Raw genomic sequence first — 24,923 nt, forward strand, 5'->3', positions numbered from 1 at the left:
ATGTAAGGAATCTCCATGAGCGAAACACATGCTCCTGAAAAACTCCAGCGTAAGCTTGGGGCTCGTCATCTGAATATGATCGCCATTGGTGGTTCCATTGGTACAGGCCTCTTCCTTGCTTCTGGATCAACCATTGCAAATGCTGGCCCGGGTGGAGCACTTCTCGCCTACTCTCTTATTGGCATTATGATTTACTTCTTAATGACCAGTTTAGGTGAGCTTGCAACCCACACTCCAACTTCTGGTGCTTTTTTTACATACGGTAGTCGTTATGTCGAAGAAGGCTTTGGTTTCGCTCTAGGTTGGAACTACTGGTATAACTGGGCAATTACAGTTGCATTCGAACTTGTTGCAGTTCAGTTTATTATGAAGTTCTGGTTCCCGGATATTCCTGGGTTCTATTGGAGTGCCCTGTTCCTTATCGTTATCTTTATGATTAATGCTATGACAGTAAAGGGATTCGGCGAAAGCGAATTCTGGTTCTCAATGGTAAAAGTGATCGCTATCGTTGCCTTTATTATTATTGGATTAGCCATGATCATTAAGATTATGCTAACTCCAGGTGTCGCAGCTTTTGGAAACTGGACCTATAAAGACGCTCCTTTTGTGGGTGGTTTACAAGCCATGATCGGTGTAGCAATGATTGCCGGATTCTCTTTCCAAGGGACAGAAATGGTTGGGGTTGCTGCTGGTGAATCTAAAGATCCAAAGAAAACGATTCCTCTTGCAATCAAACAGATTTTCTGGCGAATCTTATTATTTTATATCTTATGTATTTTCATTATCGGCACTCTCATCGCCTATGATGATCCAAATTTATTACAAGCTGCTACCACTGAAAATATTGCACTTTCTCCATTTACATTGCTCTATGAAAGAGTTGGCTTTGCCTTTGCTGCTGGTTTAATGAATGCTGTCATTCTTACTGCTATCTTGTCAGCAGGTAATTCAGGTATGTACTCTTCAACTCGCATGTTGTTTAAAATGGCTCAGGAAGAACGTGCGCCAAAGTGGTTTGGAAAGCTTGATAGTCGTGGCGTTCCGATGAATGCACTATATGCCACAACATTTATCGCTGCATTTTGTTTCTTGACGACTTTTATTGGTGAAAAACAAGTATTTAACTGGCTACTTAATATGTCAGGTATGTGCGGTTTTATTGTTTGGTTAGGAATTGCTATTTCGCATTATCGTTTCCGCAAAGGTTATATTGCTCAAGGATATAAATTAGAAGATTTAGCCTATCGTGCCAAATTTTTCCCATTTGCCCCTTGGTTCGCGTTTATCCTCTGTTCAATCATTATTTTGGGACAAAACTATCAAGCCATTTTAGGTGGAAAAATTGACTGGTTAGGCCTACTTTCAACCTATATTAGCTTGCCATTGTTCTTAATTATTTGGTTAGGCTATAAGTGGAAAAATAAAACCAAACTGATCCCTTACGATCAAATGAACGTGAAGCCAGAACAAGACTAAAAAGTGGTAATTAAAAATAAATCAAAGATCAAAAACTTGATCTTTGATTTAAAAAGCGTAAAATGCCGTTCATATTTTCAACGGCGCTTTTAAATAAGGAGGACATCATGCCAACACTACAAGGTAAAACAGATTAAATAATTTGGCACGATGTCAGCTCACGGACAAGTGTACAAATTCACTTCACTTGTCCGAATGCTCAAATTTAAGACCTAGCATTCGCTAGGTTTTTTTATGCCTGCACGGACAAAAATAAGAGAAAAATTATGGGCATACAAAAAATATTAAACGAGGAAGCACTTTACGGTGTTCCCGTTAAAATTTTCACTCAAGATATAGATAGTGAAAGTATTGAACAACTGAAGAAAATGGCGCAGCTGCAATTTATCTATTCTCATATTGCAGTAATGCCAGATGTTCATGTGGGAAAAGGCGCGACCGTAGGCAGTGTTATCCCAACTAAACATGCCATTATTCCTGCTGCTGTAGGTGTAGATATTGGTTGTGGAATGAATGCAATCCGTTTAAGTCTAAAGGCTTCACAATTACCTGATAACTTAAGCCGTTTGCGCGATGCAATTGAGCGTAAAGTACCGGTTGGATTTGCTTTACATAAACAAGTCAAAGCAAAAGCTTCAAGTATTATTCCACTTGAAAAAAGCTTAGAACCGATTATCAAAAAGCATCCTGGTCTGGTTCGAATGCTCCGACAATTTGATGCAACATGGCAAAAACAGCTAGGCACTTTAGGTGGCGGCAATCACTTTATAGAACTCTGTATTGATGAAAATCAAGACGTATGGATTATGCTACATTCAGGTAGTAGAGGATTGGGTAACGTCATTGGTACTTATTTTATTGAGTTAGCAAAGAAAGAAGCTCAGCATCGTTTTGGTCATGTACCTGATAAAGATTTAAGTTATTTTGCCGAAGGCTCAAAAAGTTTCGATGATTATGTAGAAGCAGTGGAATGGGCTCAAGAATACGCTTTTGAAAATCGCAAAGAAATGATGCGTTTAATTTTAGAAGCGATTCGCCCTCTTCTACCCTCTTTTCAAATGACCAAGGAGGCTATTAATTGTCATCACAATTATGTAAGCCGTGAAACACATTTTGGCGAAAGTTTATTGATTACCCGAAAAGGAGCAATTCGAGCAGGCTTAGATGAATTAGGTATTATCCCAGGTTCAATGGGCGCACGCTCTTATATCGTCAAAGGTAAAGCCAATCCTGAGTCATTTTGTTCTTGCTCTCATGGAGCAGGTCGCAAGATGAGTCGAAGCAAGGCAAAAACTCTTTTTAACCAGCAAGATCTTATCGAACAAACCCAAGGTATTGAATGCCGCAAAGACAGTGGCGTTGTCGATGAAATCCCAAGTGCTTATAAAGATATTGATAAAGTCATGGCAAATCAGGCCGACCTCATTGAGGTTGTCCACACACTTAAACAAGTTCTATGTATTAAAGGTTAAAACATGAAAATTAAAGAAATGTCAAAAATCAAAGTCCGTAATCAAGTGGCTCTTTCCCCTTTACTTCACAAAGGTGGGATGCATGAAACGGAAAAACCTCGTGCCCAACACCGTAGAGATAGACAGGATACGAAACAGCAATTAAGAAAAGGTGATTGGTAAATAATTTAGACCAAGATCGAAAGTAATTATTATGAAGGAGATATAGAAATGACTAAATATTTTAAAAACCGCAATAAAAAAAGCGACTCTAACGAGTCGCTTTTTTACTGTTCAAGAACTCAAATTATTGAGCTGCTGCAGGAGCTGCCGCTTCTTGACCAGGTTGAACAACTACAGTACGGCTACCAGTGATTGTCGCGAATACACGACGGTTCATAGCACGGCCTTCTTTAGTTTTGTTGTCAGCAATCGGTTGATCCCAAGCGAAACCTTGAGTAGACAAACGAGATGCATCAACATTGTATTCGTTTACAAGAGCTGATTTAACAGAGTTAGCACGAGCTAAAGATAAACGTTCGTTTAACTTACGTGGACCAGTGTTATCTGTATGACCTTCGATACGTGCAGTAGCGTTAGGGTATTCAGTTAACTTCTCAGCAACTTTAGCGATTTCTGGCTTGTATTGGTCTTTGATGTTTGATTTGTTAGTATCAAAGAACACACGAAGTTCCATGTTAAGGTCTTCAGTTAGCTCTTGTGGTTGTGGAGCAACTGGAGTTGGTTCAACTGGAGCAACTTCTACTACAGGAGCAGCAGGCTTCAAGTGACCACCAAGAACTACGTTTAAACCAGCAAGAGCTGTATAGTTCCAGAATTTTTCGTCAAAGTTATAAGTACCACGAGCTTCTGTACGAAGAGATAAAGCATCGTTTAAGCGCCAGAAAGCACCAAAACCAGCGTTACCTAAAGTACCTTCTTCACCATCACGATAAGCTAAACGCGCATCATCAAATTCATATTTATAGTGACCAGCACCTAATAATACGTATGGCTTGATTTTGCTGTCATAGTTTTTAGTGATTAAATCAGAAGTAACATAGAAGTTACCGTTGATTTGTTGTTGTTTGTATTCACCATAGTTAGTGTCTACATCACCTTTTACTTGGCTATATTCAGCTTCGAAACCTAACCATGGTGTTAACTCAATACCAAGAGCTGCACCAACGAACAAATCGTCTTGTAGTTCAGGTCCGTTAGTTAACTCGCCATCTTTACCGCCATTGTTGTGTTGACTGTCTTGGAAAGTGTAACCAAGCAATAATGGTGTAACAGTTACGCCAGCATTAGCAGCAGCTAAAGGTGCAGCGACAAGCATAGCAAGTGCAATACGACTCAATTTCATGGATATCCTCCAGAGATAACAATTGTTGTTCAAGCTCAGCCTAAATTTATTGGCCCCTGAGATATTTTTACCCCAGTATTATTTTTAAGCTATTCACATTTGAATCATACAAACACTTGATAGACTTTCCAAGTGCTTGATAATTTTAATCAAGTAAATTATTGACAAAATTACTTACAATTTCCGTTGTAATTCGGTAATTTTTTACTCAACTAGCAAATATGGACAACTTCTTTCTTTCGCTTAGGGTGATTTTACCAGTATTCTAGCGTCCTGATAACCTTTATTTAATTTTGTGTTTCCTCATTATAAAAAGCCTTATAAATCATTGATAGAACGCATAAAATAAAAATATCAATTCATATATTAAGGAATTTTAATGTTCAAATCTCTTGGTTTCACATTGATGGAACTCACTATAACGCTCGCAATTCTTATGATTATGTTCACTATAGCGCTTCCTTTATACCATCAATTTATGGCTTCGGTAGAATTAAAAAACACGCCTCGACTACTGACAATTCATATACAAAAAGCCAAATACGACGCAATTCTACGACATAAGAGTGTCGTACTTTGCCCAAGTGTTGATTTAACGCTGTGTAATAGTAATTGGGATACAAGCCTTATAAGCTTTGTAGACACAAATCATAATCTACAAAGAGAAAACGACGAAGAGATATTGACCAATGTTGAACTTAATCATCGTTATGGTTCTTTAAAATTTCAAAAATTCGGAAAAAAATTAAATAGTATCGTATTTCAGGGAGACACTGGACTGCCACGCGAGTCTAACGGCAGTTTTACATATTGTTCTTATGACCAGCTTAAAAACTTTAAATTAGTTCTCAGCAAAATGGGACATATTCGTTTAGAAGACCTTAAAAATTGTTAGAACTCTACAGTCTAATGCAGAAGATATCTCTCTGTGTTTTTTGCAATATACTGCCTAGGTTTTAAACATTTCTTATTTTGAGATTAAGAATAACCGGAGATTACAACAATGACTGACATCGTAATTATTAATGGTGCTCGTACTGCTATGGGTGGTTTTCAAGGAGCATTATCAGGGCTTACAGCGCCTGACTTAGGTGCTGTAACCATTAAAGAAGCAATCGCAAGAGCAGGTTTACAACCTACTGATGTCGAAGAAGTCATTATGGGCTGTGTTCTTCCTGCTGGTTTAAAACAAGGCCCTGCTCGTCAAGCAATGCGCAAAGCTGGCTTACCTGATTCTACAGGTGCTGTGACTATTAATAAGCTTTGTGGTTCTGGCATGAAAGCAGTAATGCAAGCAACCGATATGATTAAAGCAGGCAGTGCTGAAATTGTTGTTGCTGGCGGTATGGAATCTATGACAAACGCGCCTTATGTTTTACCAAAAGCACGCGCTGGCTATCGTATGGGCCATGGTGAAATTAAGGATCATATGTTTCTTGATGGGCTTGAAGATGCCGAAACTGGTCGTTTAATGGGTTCTTTTGCTCAAGATATGGCAAATACACGTGGCTATACACGTGAGCAAATGGATGACTTTGCAATTCGTTCTTTGAAACGTGCTCAAAAAGCAATTACCGAAGGTTATTTCAAAGATGAAATTGTTTCGGTTACCGTACCTAGTCGCAAAGGCGATGTTGTTGTTGACCAAGATGAACAACCTTTAAATGCAAAAATCGACAAGATTCCTTCACTTAAACCAGCTTTTGCAAAAGACGGAACAATCACCGCAGCAAACGCGAGTTCTATTTCAGATGGTGCATCTGCATTAGTATTAACATCAAGTGAAGTTGCTGCTCAACGTGGTTTACAGCCGCTTGCGAAAATTATCGCAACAGCATCAAACTCTCAGCACCCTTCAGAATTTACAATCGCTCCTGTTGGTGCCATCGAGAAAGTTCTGAAAAAAGCTGGCTGGAATGCTCAAGATGTTGACCTATGGGAAATTAACGAAGCTTTTGCCATGGTTACCATGTGCCCAATTGATGACTTCAAACTTGATGCTGAAAAAGTCAATATCAATGGTGGTGCTTGTGCACTAGGCCATCCAGTAGGTTCTACAGGTTCTCGTATTATTCTTACACTTATTCATGCATTGAAACGCACGGGTGGTAAAAAAGGTATTGCTGCACTTTGTATTGGTGGTGGTGAGGCTACAGCCGTTGCAATTGAACTCATTTAATTAAAATTAACTATTTTAAAATCCCACTCCGGTGGGATTTTTTATGAAAAAGCTACAAAAAGTGACCCACAAAATCACTTTTAAGTTTTAACTTATTCTTTTAAACGAAAAACAACAATGGACAATAACAATGCAACTCAATCACTATCTCAACTTTCAAGGTCAGGCAGAGCAAGCCTTTAATTTTTATAAGTCAGTTTTTGGCGGCGAGTTCGGCATGTTGAGCCGCTATGGTGATATGCCACCAACAGAAGGTGTGACCTTATCGGAAGCTGACAAAAATTTGGTTCTTCATGTATCTCTGCCAATTAATGAATACACTGTACTTATGGCATCAGATACAAATGATCAGTTCTGCGCTCCTAACAGTGTTTTTACCCAAGGTAATAATCACTACATCTCAATTAATCTTGAAAAAGATGAGCAAGAAAAGGCGAAACAACTTTTTGATGCTTTATCTGTTAATGGTCAAATTGAAATGCCTCTAGAAAAAACATTCTGGGGCGCATTGTACGGCGCTTTTACCGATCAATTTGGCATAAAGTGGATGGTTAATTGCCAATTGGACACATAAATTTAAGCATAAAAAATCCCGCAATTTGCGGGATTTTTTATATCAGGACTTATTCAGCACCTGTTTGATAACTTGCTTGCGGTACAGCCGTTGAAGCTTGATACGGGTTGGTAAAGTCTTGTAAACCCGCCGCTGCTTCTTGCACATCTTTGCCTTCTTTTACGACAAAACTATCAAAACCAGAACGCTTTAAGTAGTTTAAGACATCCTTAAATACATCACCTGTTGCCCGCAACTCACCCTGGAAACCTTGGCGGCGTAATAGTGCTGCAAATGAGTAGCCTCGGCCATCGCCAAAACCTGCAAACTCAATAAAAATTGCATCAAGTTCATTTAAAGGAAATGCATGCTCTTCAGGCGAATCATTCACAGTCACATACAAAGCTTTTTTACCTTGAATGTTTGCTAATTGATCTAGTTGAGCCGTTGTTACCACAACGTCACCTTGAGGAATAACACCATCTTCAGCAATGATTTGATAAGTATTATCTGCAATCGTGCCATCTTTATAAAGCACTGGTAGAGCTGTATTAAGCATATGCACGCTCCTTAAATGGTTGAATTCCTACACGGCGATATGTGTCAACAAAACGCTCACCTTCAGTACGTAAATCAAGATAAGTATTTAATACTTCTTCAATTACATCGGCAACAGCATCTGCTGCAAATGATGGTCCTAAGATGTCACCGATTGATGCATCATGGTCTGAATTACCACCTAATGTAATTTGGTAGAATTCAGCGCCTTTCTTATCTACACCTAAAATGCCGATGTTACCTACGTGATGGTGACCACAGGCATTCATACAACCAGAAATATTTAAGTCTAAATGACCAAGGTCATAAACTTTATCTAAGTCATCAAAACGACGTGTAATTGCTTCAGCAATTGGAATTGATTTTGCATTTGCAAGTGAACAGAAATCACCGCCCGGGCAACTAATAATATCGGTAATGAAACCAATATGTGCACGTGCCATATTTTGCTGTTCAAGCGCCTGCCATACATCGAACAAATCTTTTTGAGGCACATCTGCCAAAGCAATGTTTTGTTCATGAGTCGTGCGAAGTTCACCGAATGTATATTTATCAGCAAGATCTGCAATAAAGTTCATTTCTTCGGTAGTCATATCACCCGGTGCAATACCTGCACGTTTTAGAGAAATCGTAACAATACGATATCCCTTCACTTTATGTGCATGTGTGTTGATATTGAACCATTGCTTGAATTTTGGATGCTCAGCAAATAAAGCAGTAAAGTCTTCATCTGCCAAATCTTGATAGTCAAATGGAATGAACTCTTCATCTAGTTTTTTCAAGATTTCTGGCTGAATTCTTAATGATTCACGTGTATGTTCAAATTCAGCTTCAACTTTCTGAGCAAAAACTTCAGGAGTTAACGCTTTAACTAGAATTTTGATACGCGCTTTATATTTGTTATCACGACGACCATGCAAGTTATAAACACGCAGAACGGCTTCTAAGTAAGAAATTAAATCTTCACGTGGTAAAAACTCACGAATAACGCTACCAATAATTGGAGTACGGCCTAAACCACCACCAGCCATAATTTTGTAGCCGATTTCACCCGCTTCATTACGCACGATATATACACCAATATCGTGAAATGCTGTTGCTGCACGGTCTTTTTCTTCAAGTGCAGAAACGGCAATCTTGAACTTACGTGGCAAAAATGCAAATTCAGGATGGAACGTACTCCACTGACGGATCAATTCACATGTTGGACGTGGGTCTGCAATTTCACCTGCAACCACACCCGCATATTGGTCAGTCGTCGTGTTACGAATACAGTTACCACTGGTTTGAATGGCATGCATTTGTACCGTTGCAAGTTCAGCTAAAATTTCTGGTACATCTTCAAGAGCTGGCCAGTTTAACTGAATGTTCTGACGTGTAGATACGTGTGCGTAGCCACGATCATATTCAGTTGAAACTTCAGCAATTTTACGTAATTGTTTTGAACTCATTAAGCCATACGGCACAGCAATACGCAGCATAGGCGCATAGCGTTGCACATATAAACCATTTTGCAAACGTAATGGACGGTATTCATCTTCAGAAAGTTTGCCCGCTAAATAGCGCTCTGTCTGATCGCGGAACTGAGCAACTCGTTGATTAATCAGCTGCTGATCGAAATCGGTATATAAATACATGGCGTACGGCTAGTAGTTTCATTATTAAGGCAGATAGCATAGCGAGCTTTTATTCATCAATAAAATGCTTTTTTTGCATATTTAATAACGGTTTTATTGATAAGCTTTAATATAAATCGATATAAAAAAAGCCTGGATAAATCCGGGCCCTTTCAAGAGAAGCTTTTTATTTGTTATCTGGTAAGGCATAAGCCACTAAATAGTCGCCCATTTTCGTACCAAATGAACCATGACCACCGGCCATAATCACAACATATTGCTTGCCATTGATTTCATACGTCATTGGTGTTGCTTGTCCACCAGCTGGTAAACGTGCTTCCCAAAGTTTCTTACCGTTAGTGACGTTAAACGCACGTATGTAGTTATCTTGAGTTGCACCAACAAACATGACATTACCGGCAGTAGAAATTGAACCGCCTAAACCAGGCACACCAATTTTCACAGCTGGTAACTGGAACAAGTTCGGTAAGCTGTCACGAATTGTACCAATACGTTTTTTCCATACCACTTCATGAGTTTTTAAATCAACGCCAGCTACATAACCCCAAGCTGGTTGTTTACAAGGTAAACCAAGCGGAGATAGGAATGCGCTAATTTCTACACCATAAGGTACGCCGTACATCGGTTGTACGCCCTGTTCAGTTCCCGCACCTTTTGCAGTTTGCTCACGATTTGGATCAGCAGGAATTAAACGGCTTACGAATGGTAAACCAATCGGGTTCATTACAGCAACTTGACGGTCAGGGTTAACTGACATACCACCCCATTCAAATACACCTAAGTTACCAGGGAAAACTAAAGTACCGTTTTCTGATGGTGGAGTGTAAATACCATCGTAATTTAGACGTTTGAAAGAAACACGACACATGAGCTGATCAAGCATAGTGGCTCCCCACATATCTTTATCTGTCAATTTGTCTTGTGGAGCTAAGTTCAAGTCAGAGAATGGCTGAGTTTTTGAGTAGAACTCACCTTTAGTTTGTGGTCCACGTTTAACTGTTTGTGGAACTGGTTTCTCAGTCACAGGAACAATTGGTTGACCATTACGACGATCAAGAACAAAGGCATTACCTGTTTTCGTCAATACATAGATTGCAGGAACAGTTTGACCAGCTTTATTTTTAATATCAGCTAAAGATGGTTGCGATGGTACATCCATATCCCATAAATCGTGATGGGTTGTCTGGAAGTTCCATACCAACTTACCTGTAGAGGCATTAATCGCTAACATTGAGTTTGCATAACGCTCTTTAAGCTCAGTACGGTCACCACCCCAGATGTCTGGAGTACCTACACCTGTTGGCACATAAACGATATCAAGTTTGGCATCGTATGCTAAAGGTGCCCACGCATTTGGTGAGTTATGAACAAAATTCGTACCTTCACCCGGCATTGCATTTGGATCTGCCGCGCCTGTATCAAATACCCAAAGAAGTTTACCAGTGTTAACGTCGTATCCACGAATCACACCAGATGGCTCTTTGTTTGAGTAGTTATCTGTTACTGAACCAGCAATCACGACAGTTGAACCAGTCACAATACCTGGAGATGTTGGGTTGTAACCACCTGGATAAGCATATGGCATAAACTCTTGCAAGTTCACTTCACCATTTTGACCGAAGTCAGTACATGCTTTACCAGTGTCTGCATTTACAGCAACTAAACGGCCATCATTGACAGGAACAAAGACCTTACGCGGACATTGTGTAGAATTAGATTTCTTGCCTTGAAGACTTGTTGCAAACTCAGTTGTGTTGTTTGCATCGTAATACATCACACCACGACAAGTTAAATGCTGGAACGATTTATCCGTTTTAAGCTTCGGATCAAAACGCCATTTTTCTTTACCTGTAGCAGGATCAATCGAAATTAATTGCTGATGAGCCGTACAGATAAACATGTTATTACCGATTTTAATCGGAGTAACCTGATTGGTTGTTTCGCCAGAGTCATTACCCGTTTTAAGATCGCCAGTACGTAAAGTCCAAGCAACTTTCAAATCTTTTACGTTTTGGTCATTAATCTGTTTCAACGGAGAATAACGCACACCTGCCTGAGTACGACCATAAGCTGGCCAGTCACTCTCTGCAACACCAGGTACAGCTTGAGCAGTTTCCGGCTGAGGTGTTTTGATTTCACCATTAATTTCTTGCGGATCGTTGAAAATCGAATAGACCATCAACAAGATTGCAATTGCTAACGTTGAAGATAAGGCAACTTTACTTGATCCAAGGTTGTTGATTCCACGAGTCACAGCTGGAACCAATAACCATAAACCAAGAATACCTAAAATATCTAAACGAGGTGCAAGAGCCCAAAAGTCAGTTCCAACTTCCCAGACTCCCCAAATAATGGTGCCTAGCATTAAAGCAGCATACACCCACAATGCTGTGGAAGCGCGCTTATAGAGTTGCCATGCAACAATAAGGAGTAATACACCAGCAATAATATAGTAAATTGAACCGCCTAATGTAGCGAGCCAAATACCTCCAATTAACAGGAATAACGCCAATAACCCAACAATAATTACGGTAAAAGTCGTTAATCCTGATCTTGAAGTAGGTTGAGTCATAAACCACCTCTTATCAATCATCATTTTTATCGGAAAGATAGGCCAAACTTTTAATTAAAAATTCGGCATCATCGATACATCTAAAACAAAACTCAGGCATAAACAAAAAACGGAAGGTCAAGTTATTTCAATCAGTGATTTAATCTCGACAATCCGTTTTAGTAGTAAATACGCTTAGAATGCGGTTGAGAATTTAACACCGCCTACCCAAGTGTTATCACCATTTTTTAATGCACCCACATGACGAACATATTGTACATTCGGACGAATAGTCAGCCAGTTGGTAGCATGAATACCGTAGTAAAGCTCGGTATTGTATTCAGTGTCGTATTCTTTATTTTGGACATCGTTCCAATCATCGTTGATATGGATACGCGCAACACCTAATGCCAACTCATCTTGAGGACGTTGATTCAGCAAACCTTTATAGACTAAGCCTACATTTTGCATGTTATCAATTTTGTTGGTATCAGAGTCGTGGAACGTCAGGTTCACAAAACCGGTCAAACCACGGTCTGTTTGATCAGCAGGCTGGAATAATTTTTGTTTTGCAGTAACCCAAACACCTTGCTTATGAGAGTTTTTGGTTTCATCTGCAATTTCTTTCGCATCAGCAGTGCTGTAGTAATAACCTAAACGGTATTCACCAGCCATGCTTTGTGTACCGAGTTTCGGTGACCAAACTACTTCAGCTGGAATAATTGCACCATGCGAACCATCTGTGCTTAGGTTAAAACCTTTGCCTCGGTCCAGATTTTCAGGGTTATATTCATATACACCCACTTGCGTATATAAGTCTGGTTGCAAGTTATATTTAACTCGCATTGCCCATTGGCTGACTGGCCAGTTATACCACTGATCGCCTACCCAGTTCCCCACTTGCGAGCCACACAGTGCCAAGTTCTGGAAATCACAGTCAAAACTATTAAAGTCTTCACCTTCACCAAAACGACCCACTTTAACGTCTAATTTTTGATCCATGAATTTTTTCTTAATCCATAAATCTGTTAAACGCCAAGTTTGCTCGCGCCCCCACACTTCTTGTGCAGAACTCAAATGTCCCGCTAAAGCTGGTGAATGCTCAGAAAGCGACTGACCATCACGATAAGTTAATGTGATTTGAGCTTCTGTATCTTGCCACCCTAAAATTTTGTTTAGATCAAAATGGGTTCCTAGAGCAAGTTGCCCCGTATAAGCACTACCATGCGTAGATGTATTTTTTGAATCTAAAATACCGGCATATTCACCGGTATATCCAAAAGAAAAATCATAACCTTGTGCTTGTAACGCGGTGCGTTGACCGTTCCAATCACCCAACATCCACGGACTATTTGGGTCGAATGCAGCAGCAGCTTGTGCGTGCTGTATAAAAAGAGTAATTGATAAAACGGATAAACAGGAAGCCATCAAGGATTTATGTGTTTTCATGTTTACATACCTTTTATGTCTTTGTTTATAAAGGGTACGCTAATTTTATGTAAAGAAATTATTCAAAATGTTAATCAATTGATTAATCTAATAATAATCTTACTACACATTGTATAAGAAATGGCCTCAGCTCTTTACCATTGCCCTTCACCAAGCTTTTGACCTATAAAGGAATATCTCATTTTTGATCTTGAAAACTTAATTGGGCAAGCCAACTGTGGTTCTGTATCTGCTGTATTATTTTGCAATGGTACATCCACAATCCATCCACGTTGTTGTGCTAAAGGCGAATTTAACGCCTCATTTAGACTTAAGACAGGTTCTACACACACATCAAGATTTGCAAATATTTCATGCCATTCTTTAAATGTTCTGCTTTTAATTTTTTCTTGAATAGCCTGTTTAACTTCTTGTCGGTCTTCGGCATCTAATGAAGCACCTTTTTGTAATAATAAAGACAGATCCAGAGCTATTGATAAACCTGACATAAATTGTGGTTCAAGACTGCCAATTGAAAGATAGCGCCCATCTTGCGTCATATAGTAATCATAGAAAATGCCACCATTGAGCATGCCCTGCTCTGGTGCTTGCTCGACCTGTGCAGCAAGTGTGGCTGATGCAGCCATACTATTTAAACTAGCAACACAATCAGTCATGGAAATATCAATATATTGCCCCAAACCACTACGCCCACGTTCAACGACCGCCGCTAAAATAGCAATGACAGCATGAAGTGAACCACCTGCAATATCTGCAACTTGAATGCCCAACGGTGGCGGACCACTGTCTTGTCGGCCGCTATACCCAGCAATACCAGCTAAAGCTAGATAGTTAATGTCATGCCCAGCTCTGTCTTTATAGCTTCCTGTCTGTCCATATCCGGTAATTGAACAATAAATTAAACGTGGATTAATCTCTGCAAGCGTTGAGTAGTCTAATCCTAGACGGCGCATGACATCAGGCCGAAACTGCTCAATGACAATATCAAAGTCGGAAATCTTGGCTTTAATTAGATCAATACTCGCAGGATCTTTTAAATCGAGAACAATCGATTGTTTATTTCGGTTTAGATAACTATGTGCCGTTGCTTGCCCATTTGCATAGGGTGGCATGATCCGAATTAAATCTGGGCGCGATGGAGATTCAATATGGATGACTTCTGCCCCCATATCGGCTAAGTACATTGTGGCAAAAGGTCCAGGTAAGAGTGTCGAGAAATCGAGAACTTTAAGTCCATTTAATGCTGTCGTCATCGTTTTTTTAACCACTATTATTCATATTTTCTTTTATATTAGTTAAGCAAATATTCTAAAACAATGTCATGTTCAGCCATTTACCTTGATCATTTCGGCAATTTAACATGTAAAAAGTGCTTTTACTCTGTTGTAAATAGCCAATTTATTTTTTTAGACGGTCATTTAGGTCAATTTAAAGTGAACATCAAAGAGACTGAAGGATTCAATATGAGTCGCGATACGATTAGCATCCACTTCGTGAATGCGGCTTTAACAGGCGTAAAGCGCCTTGGCATGGATGTTGAAATACTCCTTTCACATGTGGGCATTGAAGCGGAATTATTACGTCAACCTAAAGCTCGAATCTCACCAGAACAATACACTCGTTTTATAAAAATGTTGTGGATGGTCACACAAGATGAACACGTTGGCTTTGATGTACAACCACGTCGTCTGGGCACTTTTGCCATTATGTGTCAGTTGATTATTCACGCAAAAACATTGGGCCAAGCCCTTGAACTCTCATCTCAATTTTACAAATTATTTGGCGATGAATGGTCTGTAAGCCTAGAGCGTGACAAACATGAAGCACGTCTAGTTCCGCTCATTCCAAAAACTTTAGATCCAGATCATTTCATTACTGAAAGTATGCTCATGATTTGGCACGGTCTAGCATCATGGTTAATTGAACGCCGCTTGCCATTAGAACGTGTTCATTTTAGCTATCCACGCCCTGCGCATGCAGATGAATATGATGCATTATTTTTTGCACCAGTCATGCAATTTGATGCGCCGCGTACTGAAATTACCTTTGCGGCTGATTATCTTGATTTACCAATTCGCCAAGATGAAAAGACACTAGAAGAGTTCTTAAAAGCAGCTCCTGCTCAGCTTTTAGTAAAATTCAAAAACACCAACTCGCTAACTTCTCGTATTCGTGAAGTGCTTAAGAGCCAGATTGGTGAAGAAATGCCAACGCTTAACGACGTTGCATCAATGTTGTATTTATCTCCACAAACCTTACGTCGCCGCTTGGCTGCTGAAGGGAAAAGCTATCAAGGCGTAAAAGATGCTTTACGTCGAGATGCGGCTATTCACTTATTACTCAACCCTGAATTAACACTTGAAGATGTTGCTCAACAAGTTGGTTTTAGTGAAACGAGTACGTTCCACCGCGCATTTAAAAAGTGGACTGGTGTAACTCCTGGTTTATATCGCCAGCTACACGGTTACCACTAATTCTTAACTTCACTTTCGAGTTTCACATTTAGCCCAAGTTCAACTTGGGCTTTTTTGTATTTCTATTGGCAAAAATCATCACCTGACTGGTGCGCTTATCGTCATTGCGTTGCCTTTTAAAACCAGTACACTCAAAACACAACAAAGTTTAAGTAATAAAAAAGGAACTGTTATGAGCGAGGCTTATATTATTGATGCCATTCGCACACCACGCGGAAAAGGAAAAAAAGATGGCTCTCTTTACGAAGTAAAACCAATTACCTTACTCACCACTTTATTAAATGAATTACAGCAACGCCATCAACTCGATACCTCTAAAGTCGACGATATTGTTCTGGGCTGTGTAACTCCTATTGGTGATCAAGGGGGGGACATTGCAAAAACAGCAGCGATTGCAGCAGGTTGGAACGATGATGTTGCTGGTGTGCAAATCAACCGTTTTTGTGCATCAGGTTTAGAAGCAGTCAACATGGCAGCAATGAAGGTTCGCTCAGGCTGGGAAGATTTAGTTGTTGCAGGTGGCGTTGAGTCAATGTCACGTATTCCAATGGGGTCTGATGGCGGACCATGGGCTTTAGACCCTGAAACAAACCTTAAATCATCATTTGTTCCACAAGGTGTCGGTGCAGACCTCATTGCAACTTTAGACGGCTATAGTCGCGAAGATGTAGACACATTTGCCGTGAACTCTCAACAAAAAGCAGCGGCGGCTCAGGCAAACGGCTATTTCGATCAATCAGTGATTCCTGTAAAAGATCACTCAGGCATTTTGATTTTAGAAAAAGATGAGTTTATTAAAGGAAATACAACAGTTGAAGGCCTGACTAAACTCAACCCAAGTTTTGAAATGATGGGACAAATGGGTTTTGATGCCATCGCCTTACAAAAATATCCTGAAGCGCAAAAAATAAATCATGTTCACCACGCAGGTAACTCATCGGGCATTGTTGATGGAGCTGCTGTTGTTTTATTGGCCTCAGAAAAAGCTGTGAAAGAACAAAACCTAAAACCACGCGCTAAAGTTTTGGCTACCGCACTCGTCGGTACAGACCCAACGATCATGCTCACTGGCCCTGCTCCTGCTGCACGTAAAGCTTTAGAAAAAGCTGGCCTCACCATTGATGATATTGACCTGTTTGAAGTCAATGAAGCCTTTGCAGTAGTTGTGATGCGTTTTATCAATGAACTCAATGTTCCACCTGAAAAAGTCAACGTAAATGGCGGTGCGATTGCTTTAGGCCATCCATTAGGTGCAACGGGTGCCATGATTTTAGGCACGCTACTTGATGAGCTTGAACGTCAAAATAAAAAGCGCGGTTTAGCTACGCTCTGTGTTGGTGGTGGTATGGGTATTGCCACCATTATTGAACGCGTATAAAGATTAGGGATATAAAAGATGAGTGCAATCCAATACGAAAAAAATGCCGACAATATTGTCATTTTAACGCTTGATTCAACTGGTCAATCTGCAAACACCATGAATGCCGAGTTTCGTGACTCGCTTGATAAAGTCACCCAAAAACTTAAAGCAGAAACAGCACTTGCGGGCGTTATTTTTCGTTCAGCCAAAAAAACTTTCTTTGCTGGCGGCGACTTAGATGAGCTGATTCAAGTTCAGCCTGAAAATGCGACTGACTTTTTTAATATGGTTGAAAAACTAAAAGGTCATTTACGTGCCATTGAAACTCTAGGCATTCCTGTGGTTGCATCATTAAATGGTACAGCGCTTGGTGGTGGTTGGGAAATCGCATTAAGCTGTCACCATCGTATTGCAATCAATGACCCTAAAAGTAAATTTGGCTTACCAGAAGTTACTTTAGGCCTATTACCGGGCGGTGGCGGTATTGTTCGCATGGTACGCTTACTAGGCCTTCAAAATGCATTCCCGTTTTTAATGGAAGGCAAGCAGTTTGATGTCGATAAAGCAAAATCTTTAGGGTTAATCCACGACACTGCCGAAAACGAACAAGAGCTTTTAGATAAAGCGATCGCCTGGGTAAAAGCTAATCCTAAGTCTCAACAACCTTTTGATGTTAAAGGTTATAAAATTCCAGGTGGCGATCCAAAAACTCCGGCAGTTGCTCAAGTTCTTGCGATTGCCCCAGCCATGTTAAGAGACAAAACCAAAGGTTGTTATCCTGCCCCTGAAGCAATTATGGCGGCAGCGGTTGAAGGTGCTCAGGTCGATGTAGATACCGCTTTACGCATCGAATCTCGCTACTTCACCGAACTCACCACCGGTCAAATCTCTAAAAATATGATCGGTACTTTCTGGCATGGTTTAAATGCCATTAAGTCTGGGGCTAGCCGTCCTGCCGATGTTGCCAAATGGCAAGCGACCAAAGTTGGTGTGCTAGGCGCGGGCATGATGGGTGCAGGCATTGCCTATTCAGCCGCAATTAAAGGCATTCCAGTTGTGTTGAAAGACGTCTCTGCTGAGAATGCTGAAAAAGGTAAAGCTTACTCACAAAAGCTTCTTGATAAACGTGTTTCTCAAGGTCGTATGACCGCAGAAAAACGTGATCAGGTTTTATCTCTGATTACGGCTACAGCTTCAGCGGAAGACCTCCAAGGTTGTGACTTAATTATTGAAGCCGTATTTGAAAACCAAGAGCTCAAAGCCAAAGTCACTCAAGAAGCTGAACAATATTTAGTTGGAGGTGGAATCTTTGCATCGAATACCTCCACCCTACCAATCACAGGTTTGGCAACGGCGAGTAAAGATGCCCAGAAGTTTATTGGACTACATTTCTTTAGCCCAGTCGACAAAATGCAGTTGGTTGAGATTATTAAAGGGAAAAACACTTCAAGTGACACACTTGCTAAAGCCTACGACTTTGTACAACAAATTGGAAAAACGCCGATTGTTGTAAATGATAGCCGTGGCTTCTTTACCAGTCGTGTATTTGGTACTTTCATTCAAGAAGGTATGCGTCTACTTGCTGAAGGTGTCCACCCAGCGCGTATTGAAATGGCAGCACTGAAGGCAGGCATGCCTATAGGTCCTCTCGCTATTCAAGATGAAGTATCTTTAACCTTAACCGAACATGTTGCCAGTGAAGCACGTAAAGCATTACAAGCTGAAGGTAAAGATTTACCTAAAACGCCTGTAGATGAAGTGGTTCATACCATGATTCATGAGCTGAACCGTAAAGGTAAAGCAGCGGGTGCAGGTTTCTATGACTATCCTGAAAATGGTAAAAAGCACCTTTGGGAAGGCTTAAATCGCTGGCAAAAAGATCATGATATTTCTGAGCAAGATATGATTGATCGCATTTTGTTTGTACAGGCTTTAGACACTCTACGCTGTTATGAAGAAGGCGTATTGGAGTCGGTGATTGATGCCAATGTTGGTTCTATATTTGGAATTGGTTACGCTCCGTGGACCGGAGGTGCAATCCAGTTCCTCAACCAATATGGTATCGAGAAAGCACAGAAGCGAGCTGAAGAATTGGCTGCCAAATATGGCGAACGTTTTACACCGCCAGTATTACTAAAAACTAAAGCTGAGCAGAAACAAAATATTCAATAACTTAGGTTTAACGAATATTTAAAAACTGCATAAACCTTACCCATATAAATATATTTTATTTATATGGGTTTTTCTTTATGACCTTTAAGATTTCAGCCTCACGCCTAAATATGCTATAAATAGACTTCATTTTTGTGCTTCTACAGCACATTCGAGAAATCCTTATGTCCGATAAAAATTCTTCCGAGTCAGCAGCTTTAGGCTGGAAATTTGTTCTGATCGTTGGTGTTTTGAGTGCGATTTTCCTTGGCTTTTTCTATTTAGCGATGAGTAATGAACCTGACTATATGCCAGGAGCTCAGCGCAAAGCACAACAAGAGCAAATGCAGCAAAAAGCTGAAAATTCCACAGAGCAACACGCTCAACATAGTAACAACATGTCTGAAATGGATATGAAAGAACATCAGAACTCAACTCAGTAATTAGATATCAAATGACAGATTTTTCCCGTAATGCACTTGTTGTAGAGGGTGGAGGCATGCGTGGTGCCTTTACCAGTGGTGTACTTGACGCATTTTTACAACAACAGTTCAATCCTTTCGATTTATATGTTGGCGTGTCATCTGGCTCAACCAACGTTGCAAACTACTTAGCAGGTCAACAAGGCCGCACGTTAACATTTTATATTGATCACTCACTACGTCCTGAATTTATCGATTACAAACGCTTTTTTAAAGGCGGTGATTTACTTGATTTAAAATGGATGTGGGAGATTGGCGAACAAGAGCATCCGCTTGATCAGCAAAGTCTTTTTGCTAAAAACCCTGATTTTTATATGGTGTTGACGCATGCTAAAACTGGGCATGCTGAATATCTTCGTGCAGGTAAAGACAACTTGTTAAATGCACTTCGTGCATCTAGCTCGATACCGGTTTTAACACGTCATCCTGTTGAAATTATGGGTGAACCTTATTTTGATGGCGGTGTTGCGGATGCACTACCCGTTCACTGGACGGCTCAGCAAAGTGACGTCAAAAAACTGTTAGTTTTACGCACTCGCCCGAAAAACTACTTTAAGGCCAGTAGTCGCGGTGATCAATTCCTCGCGAAATATGCGTTTAAACATCATTATGGTTTTGCAAATAGCTTACGTAGCCGTTGTGCTCGCTATAACGCTTCGGTCGATTTTGTCCGTGGTCCTAACCCAGACCAGCAAATTTTAGAAATTTGTCCACCGCCACTTAAAAATATGGCGGGCCGTTTAAGCACTAATCCGAAAAAGCTTCGCTATAGCTATGAAGTCGGTTTAGAAACAGGTCTACAAGCAATTGAAAGCTGGAATGCAATGAAGTAAACCTAAGTTGAGATTTCTAAAAAGAAGTCTCAACTTAACTCTAAAATCATATCAATATGTGGGATGCCACAATCTAGATATTCCTCGCCTTGAACGACAAAGCCCAATGCTTCATAAAACGCGGTCACATAAGTTTGAGCTGAAAGCTTTAGATAAGGTAAGTTCTGCTGGCGCGCATAATCAATAATGTGCTGCATTAAAATTTTGCCGATCCCTCGCTTGCGATAAGGTACTAAAACAGCTACCCGCCCTACGCTATGCTGTGGTAACAAGCGTGCTGTCGCAATGGACTGATCGCTGTCATACACCATAAAGTGCAGAACTGTGGCATCCAGATCATCCCATTCATCTTCAGGGGAAATTCCCTGCTCTTGAATAAAAACCTGCTCACGAATGAGCTTGGCATCTTGTCCAAACTGCTCCCAATCACCCGCTATAATTCTAAACATCTATTCACCTGCTTAGCATTTACAGCCAATATTTTCGATAGGCAACTGGTCTTGTAATAACAATTCTAGAGTATGTTTTTGAATGCCGTACATTTCTTTCAAAGCTTGAATTTGAGCCATAATCTTGGCATCAGGCTGAGTAACATTTTTACGTTTCGTCGCCAAAATCATTTTATTTTTACTGGTATGTTCAAGCGACACAAACTCAAAAACTTTAGTTTCATAGCCATATGCCTTTAAAAGCAATGCACGTAATGTATCAGTCAACATTTCGGCTTGTTGTCCTGCATGAATGCCGAATTGCAGCATTGGCTGTAAAACTTCTGGACTATGTAATTGTGGACGTAATTCTTTATGACAACACGGCGCGCACATAATCATAGAAGCATTTAAACGAATGCCTGTATGAATCGCAAAATCGGTCGCAACGTCACAAGCATGCAAGGCAATCATGACATCAAGTTTTTCCGGTTGATAACTACGTACATCACCTTCAAAAAAATCTAAATGATTAAAATCAACTTTGTCTGCAACTTTTTGGCAGAACTCAACCAGATTCGGGCGTAATTCAACACCTGTAATTAGAGGTGTTTTCTGCTGTTCTTGCAAATAGTCATATAACGCAAAAGTTAAATAACCTTTACCTGAGCCAAAATCTACAATCCGTAGTTCTTGCTGAGATGCATCAATTTGCTCATAAGCACTCGCAAAAATTTCAATAAATTTATTTATCTGTTTCCATTTACGGGCCATGCTTGGAATGATTTGGCCCTTTTCATCGGTAATACCAAGCTCTTTTAGAAATGCATTGCCCTGCTGTACATAGCGTTGCTTTTCACGATCATGTGTCTGAACCATTTGCGTCGCATTTACCGCCTGCTTTTTACCCATATTTAACATGGCTTTTTTCTTATTTTTTTTAAGTTGAATTTCTTGAGTAGCCGAAAATAAGTTCGCTTGCTTACACTGTATGATTAATTGTTCAATCTGCTGTAAACCCTCTTCAAATGAATAATTTTTGGTCATATCCTGAGTAGTATGGTGATACAAAGCTGAAAGCTGTTTTTGCCCATGTAACTCAACAATACGGAAAGTGATTTTTTCCAGTTGTTCCAAATCTCCCTTATATTGGCTCAAAATCAAACGCTCAAAAGTTTGTTGATCAAGCATTTGCTTAATTTCATGGAAGAATTGCTGTTCTTGCTCAAAGGAAAAAACCGACACGGATATACCTAAAAATGAAGACTCATATGAAATAGAAGTTTAAAGGGTCTAGGATTAAAAATAAAATAACTTTACGACTGTTTTGTATTTCTATACATTCGTATTTTTAATCAAAAAAATTAAACTTATGAGTAAATCTGTACTGGAAACTTACGATCCTAAAGAAGAACTATTTAACGCGTACAGCCATGGAGCTGGTGTCGTTATGGCTGTTATTGCTTCTATCTTTTTAATTATGAAGGGATCTTATCTTTCAACTGCTCAGTGGATTGGTTTATGGGTATACTCATTTAGTCTAATTCTAGTTTTCACCAGTTCAACACTCTATCATTTTGCTCAAACACAAAATCTACGCTACTGGTATAAGAAACTTGACCATACGGCCATTTATTATTTAATTGCTGGGACCTATACCCCTTTCTTAAGCATCGCTATACCTACTACAAAAGCTCATATTCTGCTGATTGCTCTATGGAGCATCGCTGCAATTGGTACACTTTTCAAGTTAGTTTTTATTCATCGCTTTCAAAAAATTTCTTTGCTTGCCTATATATTAATGGGATGGCTTGCCGTGTTCGTCATGGATGATATGCGCACTTATTTAAGTAAAGACGCATTGATTTTCTTGATCATTGGCGGATTAGCTTATACGGTTGGAGCATTGTTTTACGCGTTAAAAAAGGTAAGATATACCCATGCGATCTGGCACATTTTTGTGCTTTTAGGTGCAGGAGCACATTTTCTTGCTATCTATTGGTACATTGTTTAGTTCATTTTTCACTCTTATTCAGTGATCCTGAAAGAGTCATGGATGATGTTCTTTCACGCTATTCTTTGAGAAAAATACGTCTTTAAAAAGAATAGTAAACCAAAAATAAATTTTAACTGATATAAGGTCTTATATGGAGTCAACTTCTGCGACTGCTGCTCCGGCAGTAGCCACTAATTCAAAAGCGCGGGTTTTGTTTGCAAGCTTAGTCGGTACAACCATTGAGTTCTTCGACTTTTATATCTATGCAACAGCTGCCGTAATTATCTTTCCTCACCTGTTTTTCCCTGCTAGTAGTGGTAGTGCCGCAGTCTTACAATCTTTAGCAACCTTCGCCATTGCCTTTATTGCTCGCCCTATCGGTGCAGCGTTATTCGGTCATTTAGGAGACCGTATTGGTCGTAAAGCCACCCTAGTTGCAGCTTTACTGACCATGGGCGTTTCAACTGTATGTATTGGTTTACTTCCAACCTATGCACAAATTGGTCTTGCCGCGCCTTTACTATTGGCTCTATGTCGTCTAGGGCAAGGTTTGGGGTTGGGTGGTGAATGGAGTGGTGCAGTATTACTCGCGACCGAAAATGCCCCAGAAGGTAAAAGAGCTTGGTATGGCATGTTCCCACAGCTCGGCGCTCCAATTGGCTTTATTTTGGCAACAGGTTCATTTTTATTATTGGGTGCAGTCATTCCTGAGCAGGAATTCATGCAATGGGGCTGGCGTATTCCGTTTATTGCAAGTGCTGTATTAGTGATTGTTGGCTTATATATCCGTTTAAAACTCCATGAGACTCCAGCATTTCAAAAGGTCTTGGATAAGCAAAAAGAAGTCAATATTCCATTTAAAGAAGTCTTAACTAAACATACAGGCAAACTTGTACTTGGTACGATTGCAGCAATCTGTACGTTTGTCGTGTTTTATCTTACCACCGTATTTGCCTTAAACTGGGCAACCACTAAACTTGGCTATGCGCGTGGTGAGTTCTTAGAACTTCAACTCTTTGCCACACTGTGCTTCGCTGCATTCATCCCTTTATCGGCTATTTTTGCAGAAAAATTTGGTCGTAAAACAACCTCTATTGGAGTTTGTATTGCCGCTGCAATTTTCGGCTTGTTCTTCTCTAGTATGTTAGAGTCAGGAAATACATTAATTGTCTTCCTTTTCTTATGTACAGGCTTGGCGATTATGGGATTGACTTATGGTCCGATTGGTACAGTTCTTTCTGAACTTTTCCCAATTTCAGTTCGTTATACAGGTTCAGCGTTAACGTTTAACTTGGCAGGCATTTTTGGTGCATCATTTGCTCCACTTATTGCAACGAAGCTTGCTGAAACTTATGGTTTATATGCTGTTGGTTATTATCTTACTGCGGCATCACTTTTATCACTCGTCGCTTTCTTATTCATTCGTGAAACAAAAAATGATGATGTGAATAATCAGATCTAAAACTAAAAAATATTAATATAAAAAAGCCGGTTCAATCTTGAACCGGCTTTTTTTACAAATACAACTTAATTAATCGTTGCTGGATTCGCAGGAGACAAAGCTGGAGTTGTCATATTGCTTGCTGCAACTGCCGCTGGGCCTGCCACTGCTGCTTCCCCAATTAAAGCCACTTTTGCTTTTTCTTGGCTCTTCGTAGATAAAGCAGGGTTAGCTGCCACAATACGATTAATATTTGCTGAGTTTGCCGGAGCAATCGCAGTAGTTTGTAAAATAATTGGGCGATTATTTGTGTTACCCAACGTATAGCGAATGCCTGTACGCGGACTAATCACTGTTGTATTTTCTTGCTTCACTACAGCCTGAGCCGAAGTTGGCCCTTTTGCTGCAAGGACTTTATCAACCGTTGTCGTTTGAGGAGCCGAAGCTGTTTCTGCTGCGAAAACAAAACTAGGCACAGCAAGAACAGTTAAAAATAAAGGTTGTAATACTTTTTTCATTGTCTTTCCAACATACACTC

22 protein-coding genes are annotated in these 24,923 nt (G+C 40.0%); 13 read left to right on the forward strand and 9 right to left on the reverse strand.

Going from position 1 to position 24,923, the window contains the following annotated elements; translation table 11 throughout:
* The first annotated feature begins 15 nt into the window (after positions 1 to 15).
* The 3 genes from MSG66_RS12495 (at position 16) to MSG66_RS12505 (ending at position 3,110) form a co-directional block, all read left to right on the forward strand.
* Positions 16 to 1,476 (forward strand): amino acid permease, encoded by a 1,461-nt coding sequence (locus MSG66_RS12495; protein ID WP_042897465.1) that lies wholly within the window; start codon positions 16 to 18, stop codon positions 1,474 to 1,476.
* A gap of 266 nt (positions 1,477 to 1,742) precedes the next feature.
* Positions 1,743 to 2,948, forward strand: a complete 1,206-nt coding sequence (locus tag MSG66_RS12500) for an RtcB family protein (RefSeq protein WP_324654271.1) — start codon at positions 1,743 to 1,745, stop codon at positions 2,946 to 2,948.
* Between the two features lie 3 nt (positions 2,949 to 2,951).
* Positions 2,952 to 3,110: a hypothetical protein gene (locus MSG66_RS12505; RefSeq protein ID WP_005036254.1), complete on the forward strand. Its 159-nt coding sequence runs from the start codon at positions 2,952 to 2,954 to the stop codon at positions 3,108 to 3,110.
* A gap of 124 nt (positions 3,111 to 3,234) precedes the next feature.
* On the opposite strand, the gene omp38 is transcribed toward MSG66_RS12505, so the two are convergent.
* Positions 3,235 to 4,293 carry an outer membrane protein Omp38 gene (omp38, locus tag MSG66_RS12510; protein WP_133971871.1) on the reverse strand — a complete coding sequence of 353 codons (1,059 nt, stop codon included), beginning with the start codon at positions 4,291 to 4,293 and terminating at the stop codon, positions 3,235 to 3,237.
* 379 nt (positions 4,294 to 4,672) lie between these two features.
* Here omp38 and MSG66_RS12515 point away from each other — a divergent pair, with 379 nt between their 5' ends.
* The 3 genes from MSG66_RS12515 (at position 4,673) to MSG66_RS12525 (ending at position 7,046) form a co-directional block, all read left to right on the forward strand.
* Entirely contained in the window at positions 4,673 to 5,188 is a 516-nt protein-coding gene (locus tag MSG66_RS12515) for a GspH/FimT family pseudopilin (protein ID WP_133971869.1), read from the forward strand.
* A 108-nt stretch (positions 5,189 to 5,296) separates the two neighbouring features.
* Complete coding sequence (locus tag MSG66_RS12520) at positions 5,297 to 6,472, forward strand: acetyl-CoA C-acyltransferase (RefSeq protein ID WP_324654272.1); 1,176 nt, start codon at positions 5,297 to 5,299, stop codon at positions 6,470 to 6,472.
* 130 nt (positions 6,473 to 6,602) lie between these two features.
* On the forward strand, positions 6,603 to 7,046 hold the full coding sequence (locus MSG66_RS12525) for a VOC family protein (protein ID WP_202743470.1): 444 nt from the start codon (positions 6,603 to 6,605) through the stop codon (positions 7,044 to 7,046).
* Between the two features lie 49 nt (positions 7,047 to 7,095).
* Here the strand turns inward: MSG66_RS12525 and MSG66_RS12530 are convergent, their stop codons facing one another.
* The 5 genes from MSG66_RS12530 to MSG66_RS12550 all read right to left on the reverse strand — a co-directional run bounded on the left by MSG66_RS12530 (position 7,096) and on the right by MSG66_RS12550 (position 14,473).
* Complete coding sequence (locus MSG66_RS12530; protein WP_324654273.1) at positions 7,096 to 7,584, reverse strand: DUF934 domain-containing protein; 489 nt, start codon at positions 7,582 to 7,584, stop codon at positions 7,096 to 7,098.
* A complete protein-coding gene (locus MSG66_RS12535) occupies positions 7,577 to 9,220 on the reverse strand; it encodes a nitrite/sulfite reductase (RefSeq protein WP_042897474.1) in 1,644 nt (547 codons plus the stop codon). The genes MSG66_RS12530 and MSG66_RS12535 overlap by 8 nt, the downstream gene beginning before the upstream one ends.
* A gap of 166 nt (positions 9,221 to 9,386) precedes the next feature.
* A complete protein-coding gene (locus MSG66_RS12540) occupies positions 9,387 to 11,792 on the reverse strand; it encodes a glucose/quinate/shikimate family membrane-bound PQQ-dependent dehydrogenase (protein ID WP_324654274.1) in 2,406 nt (801 codons plus the stop codon).
* A gap of 174 nt (positions 11,793 to 11,966) precedes the next feature.
* Positions 11,967 to 13,199: a carbohydrate porin gene (locus MSG66_RS12545; protein WP_128814471.1), complete on the reverse strand. Its 1,233-nt coding sequence runs from the start codon at positions 13,197 to 13,199 to the stop codon at positions 11,967 to 11,969.
* A gap of 155 nt (positions 13,200 to 13,354) precedes the next feature.
* On the reverse strand, positions 13,355 to 14,473 hold the full coding sequence (locus MSG66_RS12550; protein WP_324654275.1) for a CaiB/BaiF CoA-transferase family protein: 1,119 nt from the start codon (positions 14,471 to 14,473) through the stop codon (positions 13,355 to 13,357).
* Between the two features lie 210 nt (positions 14,474 to 14,683).
* On the opposite strand from MSG66_RS12550, the gene MSG66_RS12555 reads away from it, so the two are divergent.
* From MSG66_RS12555 to MSG66_RS12575, 5 genes are all read left to right on the forward strand, one after another.
* Positions 14,684 to 15,694: an AraC family transcriptional regulator gene (locus MSG66_RS12555; protein WP_042897494.1), complete on the forward strand. Its 1,011-nt coding sequence runs from the start codon at positions 14,684 to 14,686 to the stop codon at positions 15,692 to 15,694.
* Between the two features lie 172 nt (positions 15,695 to 15,866).
* Entirely contained in the window at positions 15,867 to 17,072 is a 1,206-nt protein-coding gene (locus tag MSG66_RS12560) for an acetyl-CoA C-acetyltransferase (RefSeq protein ID WP_324654276.1), read from the forward strand.
* 18 nt (positions 17,073 to 17,090) lie between these two features.
* Positions 17,091 to 19,226, forward strand: coding sequence for a 3-hydroxyacyl-CoA dehydrogenase NAD-binding domain-containing protein (locus tag MSG66_RS12565; RefSeq protein ID WP_324654277.1), 2,136 nt, complete (start codon positions 17,091 to 17,093; stop codon positions 19,224 to 19,226).
* Positions 19,227 to 19,390: 164 nt separating this feature from the next.
* Positions 19,391 to 19,648, forward strand: coding sequence for a hypothetical protein (locus tag MSG66_RS12570; protein ID WP_133971853.1), 258 nt, complete (start codon positions 19,391 to 19,393; stop codon positions 19,646 to 19,648).
* Positions 19,649 to 19,659: 11 nt separating this feature from the next.
* Positions 19,660 to 20,520 carry a patatin family protein gene (locus MSG66_RS12575; RefSeq protein ID WP_324654278.1) on the forward strand — a complete coding sequence of 287 codons (861 nt, stop codon included), beginning with the start codon at positions 19,660 to 19,662 and terminating at the stop codon, positions 20,518 to 20,520.
* 29 nt (positions 20,521 to 20,549) lie between these two features.
* On the opposite strand, the gene MSG66_RS12580 is transcribed toward MSG66_RS12575, so the two are convergent.
* Positions 20,550 to 20,969, reverse strand: a complete 420-nt coding sequence (locus MSG66_RS12580; RefSeq protein ID WP_324654279.1) for a GNAT family N-acetyltransferase — start codon at positions 20,967 to 20,969, stop codon at positions 20,550 to 20,552.
* A 12-nt stretch (positions 20,970 to 20,981) separates the two neighbouring features.
* Positions 20,982 to 22,193, reverse strand: coding sequence for an SAM-dependent methyltransferase (locus MSG66_RS12585; protein WP_324654280.1), 1,212 nt, complete (start codon positions 22,191 to 22,193; stop codon positions 20,982 to 20,984).
* A gap of 127 nt (positions 22,194 to 22,320) precedes the next feature.
* Here MSG66_RS12585 and trhA point away from each other — a divergent pair, with 127 nt between their 5' ends.
* Both trhA and MSG66_RS12595 read left to right on the forward strand, forming a co-directional pair.
* Positions 22,321 to 22,962 (forward strand): PAQR family membrane homeostasis protein TrhA, encoded by a 642-nt coding sequence (gene trhA, locus MSG66_RS12590; RefSeq protein WP_042897496.1) that lies wholly within the window; start codon positions 22,321 to 22,323, stop codon positions 22,960 to 22,962.
* Between the two features lie 133 nt (positions 22,963 to 23,095).
* A complete protein-coding gene (locus tag MSG66_RS12595) occupies positions 23,096 to 24,406 on the forward strand; it encodes an MFS transporter (protein ID WP_324654281.1) in 1,311 nt (436 codons plus the stop codon).
* A gap of 65 nt (positions 24,407 to 24,471) precedes the next feature.
* Here MSG66_RS12595 and MSG66_RS12600 read toward each other — a convergent pair whose 3' ends face one another.
* The gene (locus tag MSG66_RS12600) at positions 24,472 to 24,903 is read right to left on the reverse strand and encodes a hypothetical protein (RefSeq protein ID WP_324654282.1); all 432 of its coding nucleotides are present in this window, start codon (positions 24,901 to 24,903) and stop codon (positions 24,472 to 24,474) included.
* Between the last annotated feature and the right edge of the window lie 20 nt (positions 24,904 to 24,923).

This window comes from Acinetobacter sp. IK31 (assembly GCF_035615195.1).
Lineage (GTDB): Bacteria > Pseudomonadota > Gammaproteobacteria > Pseudomonadales > Moraxellaceae > Acinetobacter > Acinetobacter calcoaceticus_C.